We start from the raw sequence: 13603 nt of genomic DNA, 5'->3' as shown, positions 1-13603 counted from the left end.
AATTTGTTGAGCTTATTCATTAAATTGTTCTAATTCGTAGCGAAATGCATGATCAAATTGATCTCCCAACTCAAGTAGTAGAAAATAGCGCAGCAATATAATATTAGGATTGTTAAGGAAAGGTCAGAACTTACTGATTTTTAAACCTTAATACAGCATCTAACGATATGGTCAAATAGTAGATGAGGATGTAATTTGACATTAGCATCTGCTATTTCCCATCAATCACCTTGGATTTAGAAGGTATGTTTAAACCAATCTCACTGTATATAGGGTTGAGATATACTCGCGCAAGACGCAGTAATCATTTTATTTCTTTTATTGCATTGGTTTCGATGGTCGGTTTGACACTAGGTGTCGCTGTGCTGATTACGGTACTTTCTGTGATGAACGGTTTCGATCGCGAATTAAAAAACCGTGTTTTGGGAATGGTTCCGCAAGCGACAGTTTCATCTACACAAATCCTCACGGATTGGCCTGAACTGGTAAAACGAGTTGAACATCATCCACATGTGACTGGGGTTGCACCTTTTACCCAATTGCAAGGTATGTTAACTGCGCAAGGGCAAGTCGCTGGTATTATGGTGACAGGTATTGACCCAAAATATGAAAAGAATGTTTCTATTATTCAAAATCATATTGTTGCGGGTAGCTTAGATTCACTTAAAAAAGGTGAGTTTGGTATTGTCCTTGGTAAGGATATGGCCGATTCATTAGGTTTGCGTTTAAATGACAGTGTGACTTTGGTTTTACCTGAAGCAACGCCATCTCCAGCGGGTGTAGTACCTCGCTTTAAACGTTTTAAAGTGGTTGGTATTTTTAGTGTAGGGGCCGAAGTCGACTCTATGGTGGGTTATATCGCCCTCTATGATGCGTCAACCCTATTACGTTTACCAGATGGTGCTCAAGGCGTTCGTTTAAAGCTCGATGATATTTTTGCCGCGCCACAAGTTGCCGATGACTTGGTAAAAAGTTTGCCGAGCAATTTCTACGCAACGAACTGGACTTATACGCATGGCAACCTATTTAATGCCATTCAAATGGAAAAAACACTAGTTGGTTTGTTACTTGTACTTATCATCGTTGTTGCAGCATTTAATATTGTTTCGTCGTTAGTCATGGTTGTGACTGATAAAAAATCTGATATTGCCATTTTGCGTACACTAGGCGCTTCGCCATCGATGATTACTAAAATCTTTATGGTGCAAGGTACTGTCATTGGTGTGATTGGTACAGTTGCTGGTACGGTTTTAGGTGTTATTTTGGCTTTAACCATTAGCGATATCATTTCATGGTTTAACAATGTGTTAGGTTTAAATCTATTTGATGCTTACTTTGTGCATTACCTACCTTCTTATTTAAGATGGCAAGATGTGACAATTATTGTGACTGTGTCTTTACTCTTAAGCTTCTTGGCAACTATTTATCCGGCGCTTCGTGCTGCCAAAGTTCAACCTGCCGAGGCACTGCGCTATGAGTAAAATTGTTTTAGAAGCAAAAGATATCTATAAACATTTTGATGATGGTAAATCTAAGGTTGAAGTCATTAAAGGTCTTTCTTTACAAGTTGAAGCAGGACAGTTTGTTTCGATTGTTGGTGCGAGTGGTTCAGGTAAAAGTACTTTGCTTCATGCGCTAGGTGGTTTAGAGCAACCAACCCAAGGACAAGTATTCTTAAATGGTCAGCGTTTTGATAATTTAGGTGAAGCCGAACGTGGCTTCCAACGTAACAAATATCTCGGTTTTGTTTATCAATTTCATCATTTGTTACCTGAGTTTTCTGCGCTTGAAAATGTGGCAATGCCTCTTATGCTTCGACCAGATAGCCAATTCAAATCGGTAAAGGCACAAGCTGAATATTTACTAGATCGGGTGGGGTTATCTCATCGTATGGATCATAAGCCAGGTGAACTTTCAGGCGGTGAGCGCCAGCGTGTTGCTTTGGCTCGTGCTTTGGTCACTCAACCTGCTGTTGTTCTGGCCGATGAACCAACAGGAAACCTCGATCGTAAAACAGCTCTAGGTATTTTTGAATTACTGACCGATCTTAAGAAAGAGCTCAATATGGCTATGCTTATTGTGACTCATGATGAGCAGTTGGCTCAGACAGCAGATTCAATCTTGCATATGGAAGATGGTCTGTGGGTGAGCGGTTCTTAAAAAATTGTCATTAAATCACATTGTTAAAGCCCACTCAGTTGGGCTTTAATTTTGCCCCTAAAAAGATAACGATATGACTTTAAATGTTAAAACTTATTTTAGTGGGGTGGGTTGTAGGTATTGCATTCATGGGAGTAAATATTCCTCTAGTAATGCAATATGGTTGGATTGGTAAAGTTCTGCTCTTTATTAGCTTTATTTTTTATATTTTTAAGCGGTCCATAATTGTAAATCGCCCCATATTAAAGGCAGTTTATTGCCTAATCTGTGGTCTAAGCCTTTTTGTTATAGGTCATCAGTATGCGCAGCATGCCTTAAATGAAAGGTTACAGCTAAGAGAAATGCAGCCTGAATCTTTAGACATTGTTGTCTATATAGACCGAATAAGCGAAGAAAAAGATAATAAGACGCAGCAACTTGCCCAGGTTCTAGGGCAGTCATCTCATGTGGTGAATTGGTTATTATATTTAAAAAATGAAAATGAAAACGCATTGATAGAGGGGCCAAAATTACAATTAGGCCACTACTATCGAATTTCGGGTAAAACCAGACCAGCTCATAGTTACGCGGTATCAGGTGCCTTTGATCAAGAACAATGGTTCATTCAACGAAATATAATGTCAGGTTTCAGTGTTCAGCATATTCAATCTTTGAGCTCTGATGAAATTTATCGGTTGGGATATCAAAATCATTTACAACAGCAACAAAAGTTTTTTATTAGGCAACAATTAAATATAGAAAAACTTCGCCTTATGTTTAGATTAATGCTAAAAAAATCTCCCTTTCAGAATAAAGGATTGTTATTAGCGCTCCTAACAGGGGATGAAAGTCTTTTAAATGAAGAAACTAAAAATCAATTTAAGCAGTTAGGAGTCTCTCATTTATTGGCCATTTCAGGACCCCATGTCCTTATTTTTTCTATCATGTTGTCTTGGGGATTACACCAACTCATACGACGTTATTATCCGCAGATTTATTTATGGCAACCCAAACAAATATTGGCCATGATTCCATTATGTTTTGGGGTTTTAATTTATACGGCTTTCGTGGGCTTTGAAATTCCAGCCTTAAGAACTTTACTTTCAATATTTTTATTTGCTTTTTTATTGTTGGTTAAAGTGCCTATCAAGCCATTTTCGCTCTTAGTTTACAGCGCAAGTCTACTTTTACTTTTCGACCCATTTAGTGTCTTATCGGCAGGTTTTTGGCTCTCTTATGGTTCTTGCTTTATTTTATTACGCATTTATCAAACTATTGTACAGACTCCAAATCTTGTTTCAGTGAGTGTGCTATCTAGAATAATTCTTTTAACTAAAACCTTAATAGAATCTCAGGGTAAAATATTTATCGCCCTATATCCTTTAATGTTGATTTTCTTTCAGCAGATTTCATGGGTAGCACCTCTCACAAATATTATTGCTATTCCTCTATTAGGAGGAGTTATTGTTCCTTTAAATATTTTCGCTGCTTGTGTGTGGCTTATTTTTAATTCACTTGGAAATACACTCTTTCAGATTAATGATATTTTGCTCAGTATGGTGCTGACATGCTTTAGTCTTTTAGAGAAATTATCTCTACCGTTGCAAGGTTTTAGCCTGACACCAGTTGCTTTGTTGGGTCTTAGCTGTGTCATTATTATTTTATTTTTACCACGTGGTGTTTTACCAAAATCTTGGAGTTTTATATGTTGTTTACCCTTAGTCATTCCGAATAAAGCCTCTCAGCAAATTCAATTAAATATTATAGACGTAGGCCAAGGACAAGCGATTTTTCTACAACATCCAGAGCAGACATGGTTAATTGATACGGGTGGTTCTTATGATGAGAAGGCTTTTAGTATTGGTCAAAATGTAGTGATTCCATATTTACGTCAGAAAGGTATTAAACAACTAGATCATGTGGTGTTATCTCATCTAGACCAAGATCATAGTGGGGCATTTCCTTTTATCGCTCAGGCTTTTCCTATTAAACAAGTCATATCAAATGAGCTATGGGCAGAGCAGGTGACACAACCATTTACTTATTGTCATCAAGGGCAAAAATGGCAATATCCACAGATAGATATTGAGATACTTTGGCCTAAAGAAAAAGATTTAAATTTAGTTTCTTCAAATCAAAATCAATATTCTTGTGTGGTTTATATTCATTTGAAACAAGTAGGGGGATATCAAAATTATTTAATTATGGGGGATGCGGGATGGGAAGCAGAATATCAATTGATAAAAGAATATCCTGATCTAAAAGTAGATGTTTTGGTATTAGGTCATCATGGTAGTAAACATAGTTCAGCCTATGACTTCTTAGCGACTTTAAAGCCAAAGCTTGTTGTTGCCTCTGCTGGTTTTAATAACCGATATGGTCATCCAAGCAAAGAGGTTTTAGCGAGAATACAAGCACTTAATATTCCGTTTAAAAGCACAGTTGAGCAAGGAACATTAAGTTTTGTATCCGAGAATCATCAAATGATTTTATACACTCGACGTTTCGAGCGTACGTGGCTTCACAGAAATTGGTGAAGCTTCAGCTTTAAGCTTATCCACAATTTGAAGAGCTTCAGTTGGATCAATATTATAAATATTATCTAAAGCAGGATTTGCTTTAAAACGTTTATAGCTCCAGTGATAGTGATCTGGGTAGTGTTGAATCAGTTGTTCTATGGCTTGATGAATAACAAAGGTTCCATCATCCGCACTACCTTCATAAATCTTCTCATCCATTGGTTCAATATGCATCGTAAAACCGTCATGTTCATTACGAATTGCATAAAGAAATAATGCTTTGGCTTTTGTTTTTTGGATGAGCTTAGCACTTAAATTGCTTGAGGCAAGTGGAACACCAAAGTAATTAATCATATCCCCACCAACATTCGGTGTATGGTCGGGTAAAATTACAGTAGTTTCGCCTTGTTTTAACGCTTTAAAAATTTGTCTAACACCTGTTTCATCGGTAGGTACTAAGTTGGCCTGTTCACGACTACGCGCTTCACGAACAAAACGGTCTGCATCTACATTTTTTACAGGTTTGTATAAAATTGTCATTGAAGTGAACTGGGCACACCAAGCATTCATGATTTCCCATGTGCCAAAATGTGGAACAATCAAGACCACACCTTTTTTGGCTGCCAGCGCTTCATGAAAGTAGTGCTCACCTTCAATATGGTGAATTCTCTCGATATTCTGACTATTTGATGAACCCCAAATACTTAAAAATTCAAAGTATGAGGTTATTTCATTACGAATAGCTTGTTGCGTAATCTCTATTCGCTGCTGTGGCGTTAAATGTGGAAGGGCGATTTGTAAGTTTAGTTCTATACTTTTTGATGTTTTAGTGATTTTTAAAGTATTGATTAACCCTGCCAACATACGAGCAATAAAACGTCCAAATTTAATTGGCTGACGGCTAAAAGTTTTGAGTAGGTAATAGTTCATGCTTTTTGAATCTAATTTGGTCATCTATCGCGGGAAAAAGGAAGCAACAATTAAAAAAAGATAAAATTATTATAAATGAAATCATATTATTTAGACAGTTTTTATCAAATCAACGTATATAATGACATCATTTTAGATTAATTTGGATTGGAATTTTATGTCCGATTGGCCACCAAAACCACAAAATGAACCTATAACTCCTAAACAGAATGGACAAGAATGGCAAATTCTCGAGAAGGCTGTACTTGCCTCTGTAGAGGAGCAACGTCGTAGTCGTCGTTGGGGTATCTTCTTTAAAACATTAACTTTTATTTACTTATTATTCATTATTGTACTCATGGGTAAAGGCTGCTCAACCAATAAAGATGGCTCAGCTGTGGGTAGTAGTGGTGCTCATCTGGCAGTCGTTGATATTGTGGGCACTATTGATGCTTCAAGCAATCAAGCGGTAAATAGTGAAGATACAAATAAAGCGCTTAAGCGTGCTTTTGAAGCATCAAACAGTAAAGCTATTGCACTTAATATTAACTCACCTGGCGGTTCTCCAGTTCAGTCTGATGAAATCTGGCAGGAAATTTGTTATTTGAAAAAACAGCATCCAGATAAGAAGGTTTACGCTGTTATTGGTGATATGGGTGCATCGGGTGCGTACTATATTGCGTCTGCTGCTGATGAGATTATCGTCAATCCATCAAGTTTGGTGGGCTCAATTGGTGTGATCATGCCTAACTATGGAATTACTGGTTTAGCTCAGAAACTTGGTATTGAAGATCGCACTTTAACCGCAGGAACGAATAAAGACATTTTAAGTATGACAAAACCGATTGATCCTGTGCAAAAGCAACATATTCAATCTGTTCTTGATAATGTCCATACTCACTTTATCACTGCAGTTAAAGAAGGGCGTGGAAAGCGTTTGAAATCGAATGATCCAGCTATTTTTTCTGGTTTATTCTGGACTGGTGAACAAGCAATCCAATTAGGCGTTGCTGACCGTTCAGGTAACATTACAAGCTTGATGCGTGAACTAAACCTTGATAATAAAGTTGACTACACAATTGAGCGCAACCCATTACAATCCATTTTAGGTCGTATGGGTGCACAAATCGGGCAAGGGGTAAGTGAATCTATTGCTCAAGAAGTGCAGACTCGTCAAAGCGCAAAATTACAATAAAATCTGTTTTAGGATAGCGGTATGTCAATGAAACCAGTTATACACTTTGCTCATGCCAATGGCGTACCCTCAAAAGTGTATCAAAAACTGTTTGACCAATTGAAAGGGGAATATGACGTTATTTATGTTCCCTTGATTGGTCCTGATAAACGTTATCCTGTGACGAATCATTGGCCTGCTTTAGTTGACCAGGTGATTGATAGTATTGTGCGTCAGGCGAAAGGACGTAAAGTCATTGGATTGGGCCATTCTCTTGGTTCGGTTTTAACATTGATGGCATCATTTCAGCGTCCTGAACTCTTTTCTCAAGTCATTATGTTAGATCCACCTCTTATTTTAGGACGATATTCATTTGCTTTTCATATGGCAAAACTATTTCGTCCTAAATTGGTTGATGCGATGACACCAGCGGGCTTATCTGCACGTCGTCGTGAACATTGGGAAACGAGAGAGCAGGCTGCTGAGTTACTACGTCCTAAAGGATTTTATAAAGATTTTGATGAAGATTGTTTTCAAGCCTACATCGACTATGCTTTGAAAGAAGATTCGGTTCGCGGTGGAGTAACTTTAACGATTTCTCGTGAGGATGAAGTTGCAATTTTCCGTAAGAATCCTTCTTGGTGGTGGTTGCCTATGCCAAAACCTAAGATGCCTGTGCATTTAGTTGTGGGTAAAGGAAGTGATTTCTTAAAAAGAGGCTTTCCTCAAATGGCAAAGCGAAAAATGGGAATTCCGTTTACTGTGGTTGAGGGTGGGCATATGTTTCCTCTAGAACATCCTATTGATACAGTGAATTCTATAAAAAAATTGATTCATCATCAGCCAAATTAATTTTTAGACTTATAAAAAAGGACATGCTGGCATGTCCTTTTTTTATTTTTTGCTTTTGAGTAAAAAGTTTTACCAATTTGCAAAACGAATAGGGTGTTCAAGAACTTGATCACGGAAATAAGCTTGGCCATTTTTCCATGTAAGTTGACCGTTACATAACCACTCTGCTACTTGTGGGTAGATAAAGTGCTCAAGTGTATGCACTCGATCTGCTAATGAAGCGGCAGTATCATGTTCTTTAACTGAAATAGCGGATTGGGCAATTGATTGACCAGAATCCAGTTCAGCCGTTACAAAGTGTACGGTACAACCATGTAAACGATCACCTGTGTTTAAAACACGTTGATGAGTGTTCACACCTTTATAAGCTGGAAGAAGTGAGGGATGTATGTTCAGCATTTTCCCTTGCCATTTGTTGACAAAGGTGGGAGTTAAAATGCGCATGAAACCGGCTAAAATAACCACATCCACTTGCCAAGCTAAGAGCTGTTGATGCATTGCTTCATCAAACACTTCACGAGTTGGAAAGTCTTTATGAGAAATAACGGCCGTAGCAATATTGGCTTTTTGAGCACGCTCTAGGGCATAAGCATCTGCTTTATTAGACAGTACACCTACAATTTGCCCTGATAGATTTGCATCTATCAAGGCTTGTAAATTACTGCCGTTCCCAGAGACTAGAACAGCAATTTTTATCATGCAAAGATCACACGAATTTTTTCGTCTGCACCTTCCACTGATTCAGCATTTTCTTGGATGTGTCCAATTTTCCAAGCTTTTTCACCTTGAGCATTAAGCACTTCAATTGCTTTTTCTGCATCATTTGCATCAACAGCAATGACCATACCTACGCCACAGTTAAACGTACGGTACATTTCAAAGCGCTCTACATTGCCTTCGCGTTGTAGAAGTTGGAATAACTCAGACCATTCCCAAGACGATTCATCAATAACTGCTTGAGCACCATTTGGTAATACACGTGGTAAGTTACCAGGTAAACCGCCACCAGTGATGTGTGCCATAGCATGTACATCAACTTGTTTGCAAAGCTCAAGAACTGGTTTTACATAAATACGTGTTGGTTCCATTGCAACGTCTGCAAGAGGACGACCATCAATCGTTTGAGTTAAATCAACATTTTTAACGTCTAAAATTTTACGTAGTAATGAATATCCATTCGAGTGAGCACCGCTTGATGCAACACCGATAAGTACGTCACCAGACTTTACTTTAGAGCCATCAATAATTTTGCTTTGCTCAACAACACCAACGGCAAAACCAGCAAGATCGTAATCTTCGCCTTCATACATGCCTGGCATTTCTGCGGTTTCCCCACCTACAAGTGCACAACCTGCAAGCTCACAACCTTTACCAATACCAGTAACAACATTTGCAGCAACGTCAACATTTAAGTGACCTGTTGCATAATAATCAAGGAAGAATAATGGTTCTGCGCCACAAACTAAAAGGTCATTTACACACATAGCCACAAGATCTTGGCCGATTGTGTCATGACGATTGAGATTAAGTGCCAAACGTAATTTAGTTCCTACACCATCGGTTCCAGAAACTAAAACAGGTTCTTCATAACCTTTAGGAATTTTGCATAGTGCACCAAAGCCACCAAGACCGCCCATTACTTCAGGACGACTTGTACGTTTAGCGACTGACTTGATACGATCGACCAGTGCGTCGCCCGCTTCAATGTCGACACCCGCATCTTTATAGCTTAAACCGGTATTTGGGGTAGAAGTTGAGTTGCTCATAAATGAAGTCTCCGCATTGGCGGCAGATTATAACCTGAATATACGAAACTCTTATGTTATTTATGCTCGAAAATGCTATCTTTAATAAAAATATTTTTTCATTTATAACGATTAAATCAAAAAAGGCTAGATTTTATGCAAGATCGTATACTGCGCCGTATTCTTTTACTCGCAGGTATTGTATTGCTGGTATGGGTATTGTACTTACTCAAGCCTGTAGTCATTCCTTTTATCGGTGCTTTTTTCCTGGCTTATTTATTCAGCCCACTTGTTGATGTTCTGGTAAAAATCAAATTGCCTCGCTGGTTAGCGATTAGTGCGGTGTTTATAGGAATAGGCGTTACCCTAACTATTGCACTCTGGTATTTGGTTCCCCTGATTTGGAAACAATTGGTCTACGCTCGAGATAGCATTCCAGCGGGTATTCACTGGATTAATGCAAAACTATTACCCTGGGTTTCTTCGACATTTAATGTTCAGCAAATGGAAATTGATACCGATCAAATGTCCAAAGCGGTCATGGACTATGTTCAGACAAATTACAGTGCTGATAGTATTCAAGCTGTCTTATTAAAGCTTGCGCAATCGGGTCTTAATTTTATTCAGATCGGTGGGACAGTTGTTTTAATTCCAATTATTGCCTTTTATTTTTTACTAGATTGGGACCGTATGCTACAAAACTTACGTCGTCTCATTCCACGTCCATATGAAGCCACTACCTTACAGATAGTGGGCGAATGCCATAGCGTTTTAGGAGCATTTGTTAAAGGTCAGTTCCTCGTTATGCTATTGCTAGGCGTGGTCTATGCAGTTGGTTTGCAGCTCATTGGTTTGGAGGTTGGTCTTATTATTGGTATGGTGGCTGGCCTTGCCAGTATTATTCCTTATTTAGGATTTGCAGTAGGTATTATTGCTGCAGTTATCGCAAGCTTATTCCAGTTTGGATTGGACTGGATGCATTTATTACTTGTTGGTGTAGTTTTTATGATTGGCCAAGTTGTAGAAGGCTATATCCTACAGCCATTCCTATTGGGCGACAAAATTGGTCTATCTCCTGTAGCAGTTGTCTTTGCAGTACTAGCTGGTGCACAGCTTGCAGGTTTCTTGGGAATGTTAATTGCATTACCTGTTGCGGCTGTTATTGTAGTGCTGTTAAAACATTTAAGAGATAATTATGAGCGTAGTTCATTATATGCTCCACCTTCTACTTTATTGATACAAGAAGGCGGCAATATTGAGCAAATTCATGTAGAAACCGAAAGCACTAAGCTTGATCTTGAGGTTAAAACACAGCAAGATACAGATAAAGTGAAACCATCTGACCAGAAATAATTTCAAGGTTAATTCAATATATGCGTCAACTCCAACTGGATATAGAACCTCAACTTGATGCTCGAATCAGTGATTTTTCGGGACCAAGTTGGGGGAATGTAGTCGATGCTGTGCGTCAACTACATGCTGGTCTGGTCAGTAGGTTTTACATCTACGGTGGAGCAGGGACAGGTAAGAGTCATTTACTTTCCGCAATTTGTGACTCTTATTTAGAAATAGGCAAATCTGCAATTAAAGTTTCTTTACTTGAACTCCTTGATGCACCTATCGAAGCCATTACTTCTTTAGAACATTATGACCTTGTTGCTTTAGATGATATTGAATCGATTAGTGGCGTGCCTCATTGGCAAAAAGCTGTCTTTCATTTGATGAATAATCATGAAGGACAGTTAGTATTTTCTTCGCGTGTAGCGCCTATCGAATTAAAGTTGGAATTACCCGATTTACAGTCAAGACTGACCCAAGCTGTCAGCGTTAAAGTGCCGAGTGGAAGTCTATATGCAGACCGTTATGCGTTAGTCACCTCTGTAATGTCTAGACGAGGTATTCATTTTGATCAGCAAATTGTTGACTATTTATTGTTACATGGCCCTCACCAAGCCTCTCTTTTGCTACAGACAGTTGCCCAATTAGAAAAATTACTCAAAGGCGAAAAAACAAAACTTTCGAATGCAACTTTAAGGCAAATTTATGCTTTGATTGATGAATATCAACAATAGATATTCTTTCATTTGGGCTTATTGCTTGGCCTAAGTTTATAAAACCTATTAAAAAAGATTTTCTGATAAAAGATCGCTAATTTTAGAGTACTTATCTTTATGTCTTTTAAATCCCTTCTAATTTTTAAATGAGTGAATTTTTGTATTTAAAAAAGTTTTTTAGGGTATGAAGCTTTTTGTAATCTGACTCAAAAATGACTCTATAGACCGACCAAAATGTCTTGAGAAATTCTACTTGCTGTGACAAAGTACGCACAAAGGATGCGATTGCAAAAGTGAAAATTTTGCAATATTGACAAAAAAAATGAAAAAAGATGTAAGGAGATGGGTATGCTCAAACGGAGCATTGCTTTTGCTTTATTGGCTGCTGCTGGACACGCTTATTCTGCCGATATTCAAGTCACAACTACAACTGATGAAGATGTCGATAACACAGTCTGTTCATTACGAGAGGCTGTTGAACTTTTAAATAGACTTAACTCAAGTGATTCTAAGGTTGTTGCGTCTGTAAAAGATGGTTATCGTGGCTGTGCTAGTGGTGACTCAAACAATATTATTTTGCAAAGAGATAAAGAGTACACACTTAATGAAAAAATAAAGATTACAGCCCCTTTAACAATCAGTACTGTTAAGAATGATTCTACGTTAGTTGATACCGATCAACCAGGTGCGCATAACGCTACAATAAAAATGGTTGGTACAGATCAATTATTTAAAATTGATGATGAGAGTATTGAAAAAGCATCAATTTCTGTTTCGTTAACTGATCTTAACTTACAAGGCGCAGGTTTAAAATCTAAAGCCGTTACTGGTGGATTGATCGATAATCATGAAATGTTGAAGATCCAAAACTCTCGTTTAATCAATGGATATGCAGCTCAAGGGGGAGCAATTTATAATCGTGGGCTAGTCACGAAAAGTGGCCAGACTTATGGTTTTGTCACTATTACCAATACTCTTATTCAAAATAATAAAGCAACACAAGGTAGCGTAATTCATAGCGAGCAGCCTTTGTATTTGGTCACTCAGTCTGTGATTCGAGATAATGAAGTTAGTTCTGCTGCTGGAGCACTTTTCTTCAGTGCAAGTAAATTTGATGATGCAAGCACAGGTGGATACTTAAGTCAGCGCGCTACAGGACTGAGTAACAGTACTTTTTTTCATAATAAAGTAGGTTTTATTGCAAATGTTCAAGATGGAATGTTTGTTAATAACATTACGATGATTAAAAATGATAAAGGATTATTTCTAGATGCTCCGCAAGGTAATGCTTCTATCTCAAATAGTGTTTTAGTTGGAAATACGATCAACTGTCAAGCTAGTTCTACTGATAAAGCAATTATACAAAGTAATTTAGTGACAACAGAATGTAATAGGAATGCGACATCTAAGCTTCCTAATATACTTTATCCCACTAATGAAAAATTAATTGCGGGATCTACAGATGAAGGTGTCTGTGATGTAACAGCAAAAGAAGGATTGTTATGCCCATTTAGCACGCCTAAAGATAGCTTTCTGGGTTTCTTCAAGCCTCGATTGTTAGAGAGCTATAATACTTTAGCTGACTCCCTAATTATTAATAAAGGTCGTTTATATAGTGACGGCACTTCAGTGGGATTAGCAAGCTGTGAAAATGTTGATCAACGTGGGAAAAAACGTAGCGGTTATGATGAGCTGTGTGATCTTGGTGCAATCGAATATATTTTAGATACAGAGATATCCTCAGTAGGTCAAGATATTAGATACGGGCAAGTTGCAAAATTTAATATTCTGGGTTCTTTAAGTGAAGCAGATCTGGTGACTCCAGCTACATGTAAGCGATTGTTTGGTGAGCGGGCTGATGGAAAAGAATGGCAACCTGGATGTCTTCGAATTAAACAAAGTATAGACACCCCAGTTTCGAAAGGCACTATAACTCTAGATCAAAATGGGAATGTAATTTATACGCCAAATGGTAACTGGCATGGTGCAGATATTTTTAGCATTCAGGTTGTTACGAGTGTGTCTCGTTTTAATGAAGGCGTAGAGTTTCAATATATTACTATCCCGACAAGAATTGTTCAGGACCCTGTATCTGGAATTGAAGACAAATCTGTGAGTGCTGGAGGTGGAGGTAGTATTGGTGGCGGCTTTATTTTAAGTCTATTGGGTTTAATTGCTTTACGCCGTTTCAAGTCATGATCAGGGATGAGG

At 38.1% G+C, this 13603-nt stretch carries 11 protein-coding genes and 1 pseudogene; 8 read left to right on the top strand and 4 right to left on the bottom strand.

Features of this window, described 5'->3' with window-relative positions; translation table 11 throughout:
- Window positions 1-15: 15 nt before the first annotated feature.
- Window positions 16-96: pseudogene (locus tag ACINWC141_RS20595) on the bottom strand (PilZ domain-containing protein); the annotation flags it as partial.
- A 149-nt stretch (window positions 97-245) separates the two neighbouring features.
- Here ACINWC141_RS20595 and ACINWC141_RS18065 point away from each other — a divergent pair.
- The 3 genes from ACINWC141_RS18065 to ACINWC141_RS18055 all read left to right on the top strand — a co-directional run bounded on the left by ACINWC141_RS18065 (window position 246) and on the right by ACINWC141_RS18055 (window position 4676).
- Complete coding sequence (locus tag ACINWC141_RS18065; RefSeq protein WP_034679099.1) at window positions 246-1481, top strand: lipoprotein-releasing ABC transporter permease subunit; 1236 nt, start codon at window positions 246-248, stop codon at window positions 1479-1481.
- Window positions 1474-2160 carry a lipoprotein-releasing ABC transporter ATP-binding protein LolD gene (gene lolD, locus ACINWC141_RS18060; RefSeq protein ID WP_009393586.1) on the top strand — a complete coding sequence of 229 codons (687 nt, stop codon included), beginning with the start codon at window positions 1474-1476 and terminating at the stop codon, window positions 2158-2160. The genes ACINWC141_RS18065 and lolD overlap by 8 nt, the downstream gene beginning before the upstream one ends.
- 83 nt (window positions 2161-2243) lie before the next feature.
- Window positions 2244-4676: a DNA internalization-related competence protein ComEC/Rec2 gene (locus ACINWC141_RS18055; protein ID WP_034679097.1), complete on the top strand. Its 2433-nt coding sequence runs from the start codon at window positions 2244-2246 to the stop codon at window positions 4674-4676.
- Here ACINWC141_RS18055 and ACINWC141_RS18050 read toward each other — a convergent pair.
- The gene (locus ACINWC141_RS18050; RefSeq protein ID WP_009393703.1) at window positions 4629-5612 is read right to left on the bottom strand and encodes a lysophospholipid acyltransferase family protein; all 984 of its coding nucleotides are present in this window, start codon (window positions 5610-5612) and stop codon (window positions 4629-4631) included. The two genes, ACINWC141_RS18055 and ACINWC141_RS18050, sit on opposite strands and share 48 nt — an antisense overlap.
- Window positions 5613-5745: 133 nt before the next feature.
- Here ACINWC141_RS18050 and sppA point away from each other — a divergent pair, with 133 nt between their 5' ends.
- Window positions 5746-6762 carry a signal peptide peptidase SppA gene (gene sppA / locus ACINWC141_RS18045; protein WP_009393720.1) on the top strand — a complete coding sequence of 339 codons (1017 nt, stop codon included), beginning with the start codon at window positions 5746-5748 and terminating at the stop codon, window positions 6760-6762.
- 21 nt (window positions 6763-6783) lie between these two features.
- Window positions 6784-7593 carry an alpha/beta fold hydrolase gene (locus ACINWC141_RS18040; protein ID WP_009393517.1) on the top strand — a complete coding sequence of 270 codons (810 nt, stop codon included), beginning with the start codon at window positions 6784-6786 and terminating at the stop codon, window positions 7591-7593.
- A gap of 69 nt (window positions 7594-7662) precedes the next feature.
- Here ACINWC141_RS18040 and purN read toward each other — a convergent pair whose 3' ends face one another.
- A complete protein-coding gene (purN, locus tag ACINWC141_RS18035) occupies window positions 7663-8292 on the bottom strand; it encodes a phosphoribosylglycinamide formyltransferase (protein ID WP_009393679.1) in 630 nt (209 codons plus the stop codon).
- Entirely contained in the window at window positions 8289-9359 is a 1071-nt protein-coding gene (gene purM / locus ACINWC141_RS18030; protein ID WP_009393601.1) for a phosphoribosylformylglycinamidine cyclo-ligase, read from the bottom strand. The genes purN and purM overlap by 4 nt, the downstream gene beginning before the upstream one ends.
- 135 nt (window positions 9360-9494) lie before the next feature.
- Between purM and cxpE the strand changes: the two genes are divergently transcribed.
- The 3 genes from cxpE to rbtA all read left to right on the top strand — a co-directional run bounded on the left by cxpE (window position 9495) and on the right by rbtA (window position 13591).
- Complete coding sequence (cxpE, locus tag ACINWC141_RS18025) at window positions 9495-10691, top strand: chloramphenicol efflux transporter CxpE (protein WP_009393553.1); 1197 nt, start codon at window positions 9495-9497, stop codon at window positions 10689-10691.
- A gap of 20 nt (window positions 10692-10711) precedes the next feature.
- Window positions 10712-11410, top strand: coding sequence for a DnaA regulatory inactivator Hda (gene hda / locus ACINWC141_RS18020; RefSeq protein ID WP_003650214.1), 699 nt, complete (start codon window positions 10712-10714; stop codon window positions 11408-11410).
- A gap of 330 nt (window positions 11411-11740) precedes the next feature.
- On the top strand, window positions 11741-13591 hold the full coding sequence (gene rbtA, locus ACINWC141_RS18015) for a rhombotarget A (protein ID WP_009393557.1): 1851 nt from the start codon (window positions 11741-11743) through the stop codon (window positions 13589-13591).
- Window positions 13592-13603: the final 12 nt, after the last annotated feature.

It is taken from the genome of Acinetobacter sp. WC-141, assembly GCF_000313935.1.
Classification (GTDB): Bacteria; Pseudomonadota; Gammaproteobacteria; order Pseudomonadales; family Moraxellaceae; genus Acinetobacter.
The sequence above is the reverse complement of the archived record's forward strand: the minus strand, read 5'-3'. Positions and strand labels throughout refer to the sequence as shown.

What these genes read in the sequence shown, in the direction of transcription:
- ACINWC141_RS18065 (WP_034679099.1), top strand. Translation starts at nt 246, where the DNA reads ATGTTTAAACCAATCTCACTGTATATAGGGTTGAGATATACTCGCGCA.
- lolD (WP_009393586.1), top strand. Translation starts at nt 1,474, where the DNA reads ATGAGTAAAATTGTTTTAGAAGCAAAAGATATCTATAAACATTTTGAT.
- ACINWC141_RS18055 (WP_034679097.1), top strand. Translation starts at nt 2,244, where the DNA reads ATGTTAAAACTTATTTTAGTGGGGTGGGTTGTAGGTATTGCATTCATG.
- ACINWC141_RS18050 (WP_009393703.1), bottom strand. Translation starts at nt 5,612, where the DNA reads ATGACCAAATTAGATTCAAAAAGCATGAACTATTACCTACTCAAAACT.
- sppA (WP_009393720.1), top strand. Translation starts at nt 5,746, where the DNA reads ATGTCCGATTGGCCACCAAAACCACAAAATGAACCTATAACTCCTAAA.
- ACINWC141_RS18040 (WP_009393517.1), top strand. Translation starts at nt 6,784, where the DNA reads ATGTCAATGAAACCAGTTATACACTTTGCTCATGCCAATGGCGTACCC.
- purN (WP_009393679.1), bottom strand. Translation starts at nt 8,292, where the DNA reads ATGATAAAAATTGCTGTTCTAGTCTCTGGGAACGGCAGTAATTTACAA.
- purM (WP_009393601.1), bottom strand. Translation starts at nt 9,359, where the DNA reads ATGAGCAACTCAACTTCTACCCCAAATACCGGTTTAAGCTATAAAGAT.
- cxpE (WP_009393553.1), top strand. Translation starts at nt 9,495, where the DNA reads ATGCAAGATCGTATACTGCGCCGTATTCTTTTACTCGCAGGTATTGTA.
- hda (WP_003650214.1), top strand. Translation starts at nt 10,712, where the DNA reads ATGCGTCAACTCCAACTGGATATAGAACCTCAACTTGATGCTCGAATC.
- rbtA (WP_009393557.1), top strand. Translation starts at nt 11,741, where the DNA reads ATGCTCAAACGGAGCATTGCTTTTGCTTTATTGGCTGCTGCTGGACAC.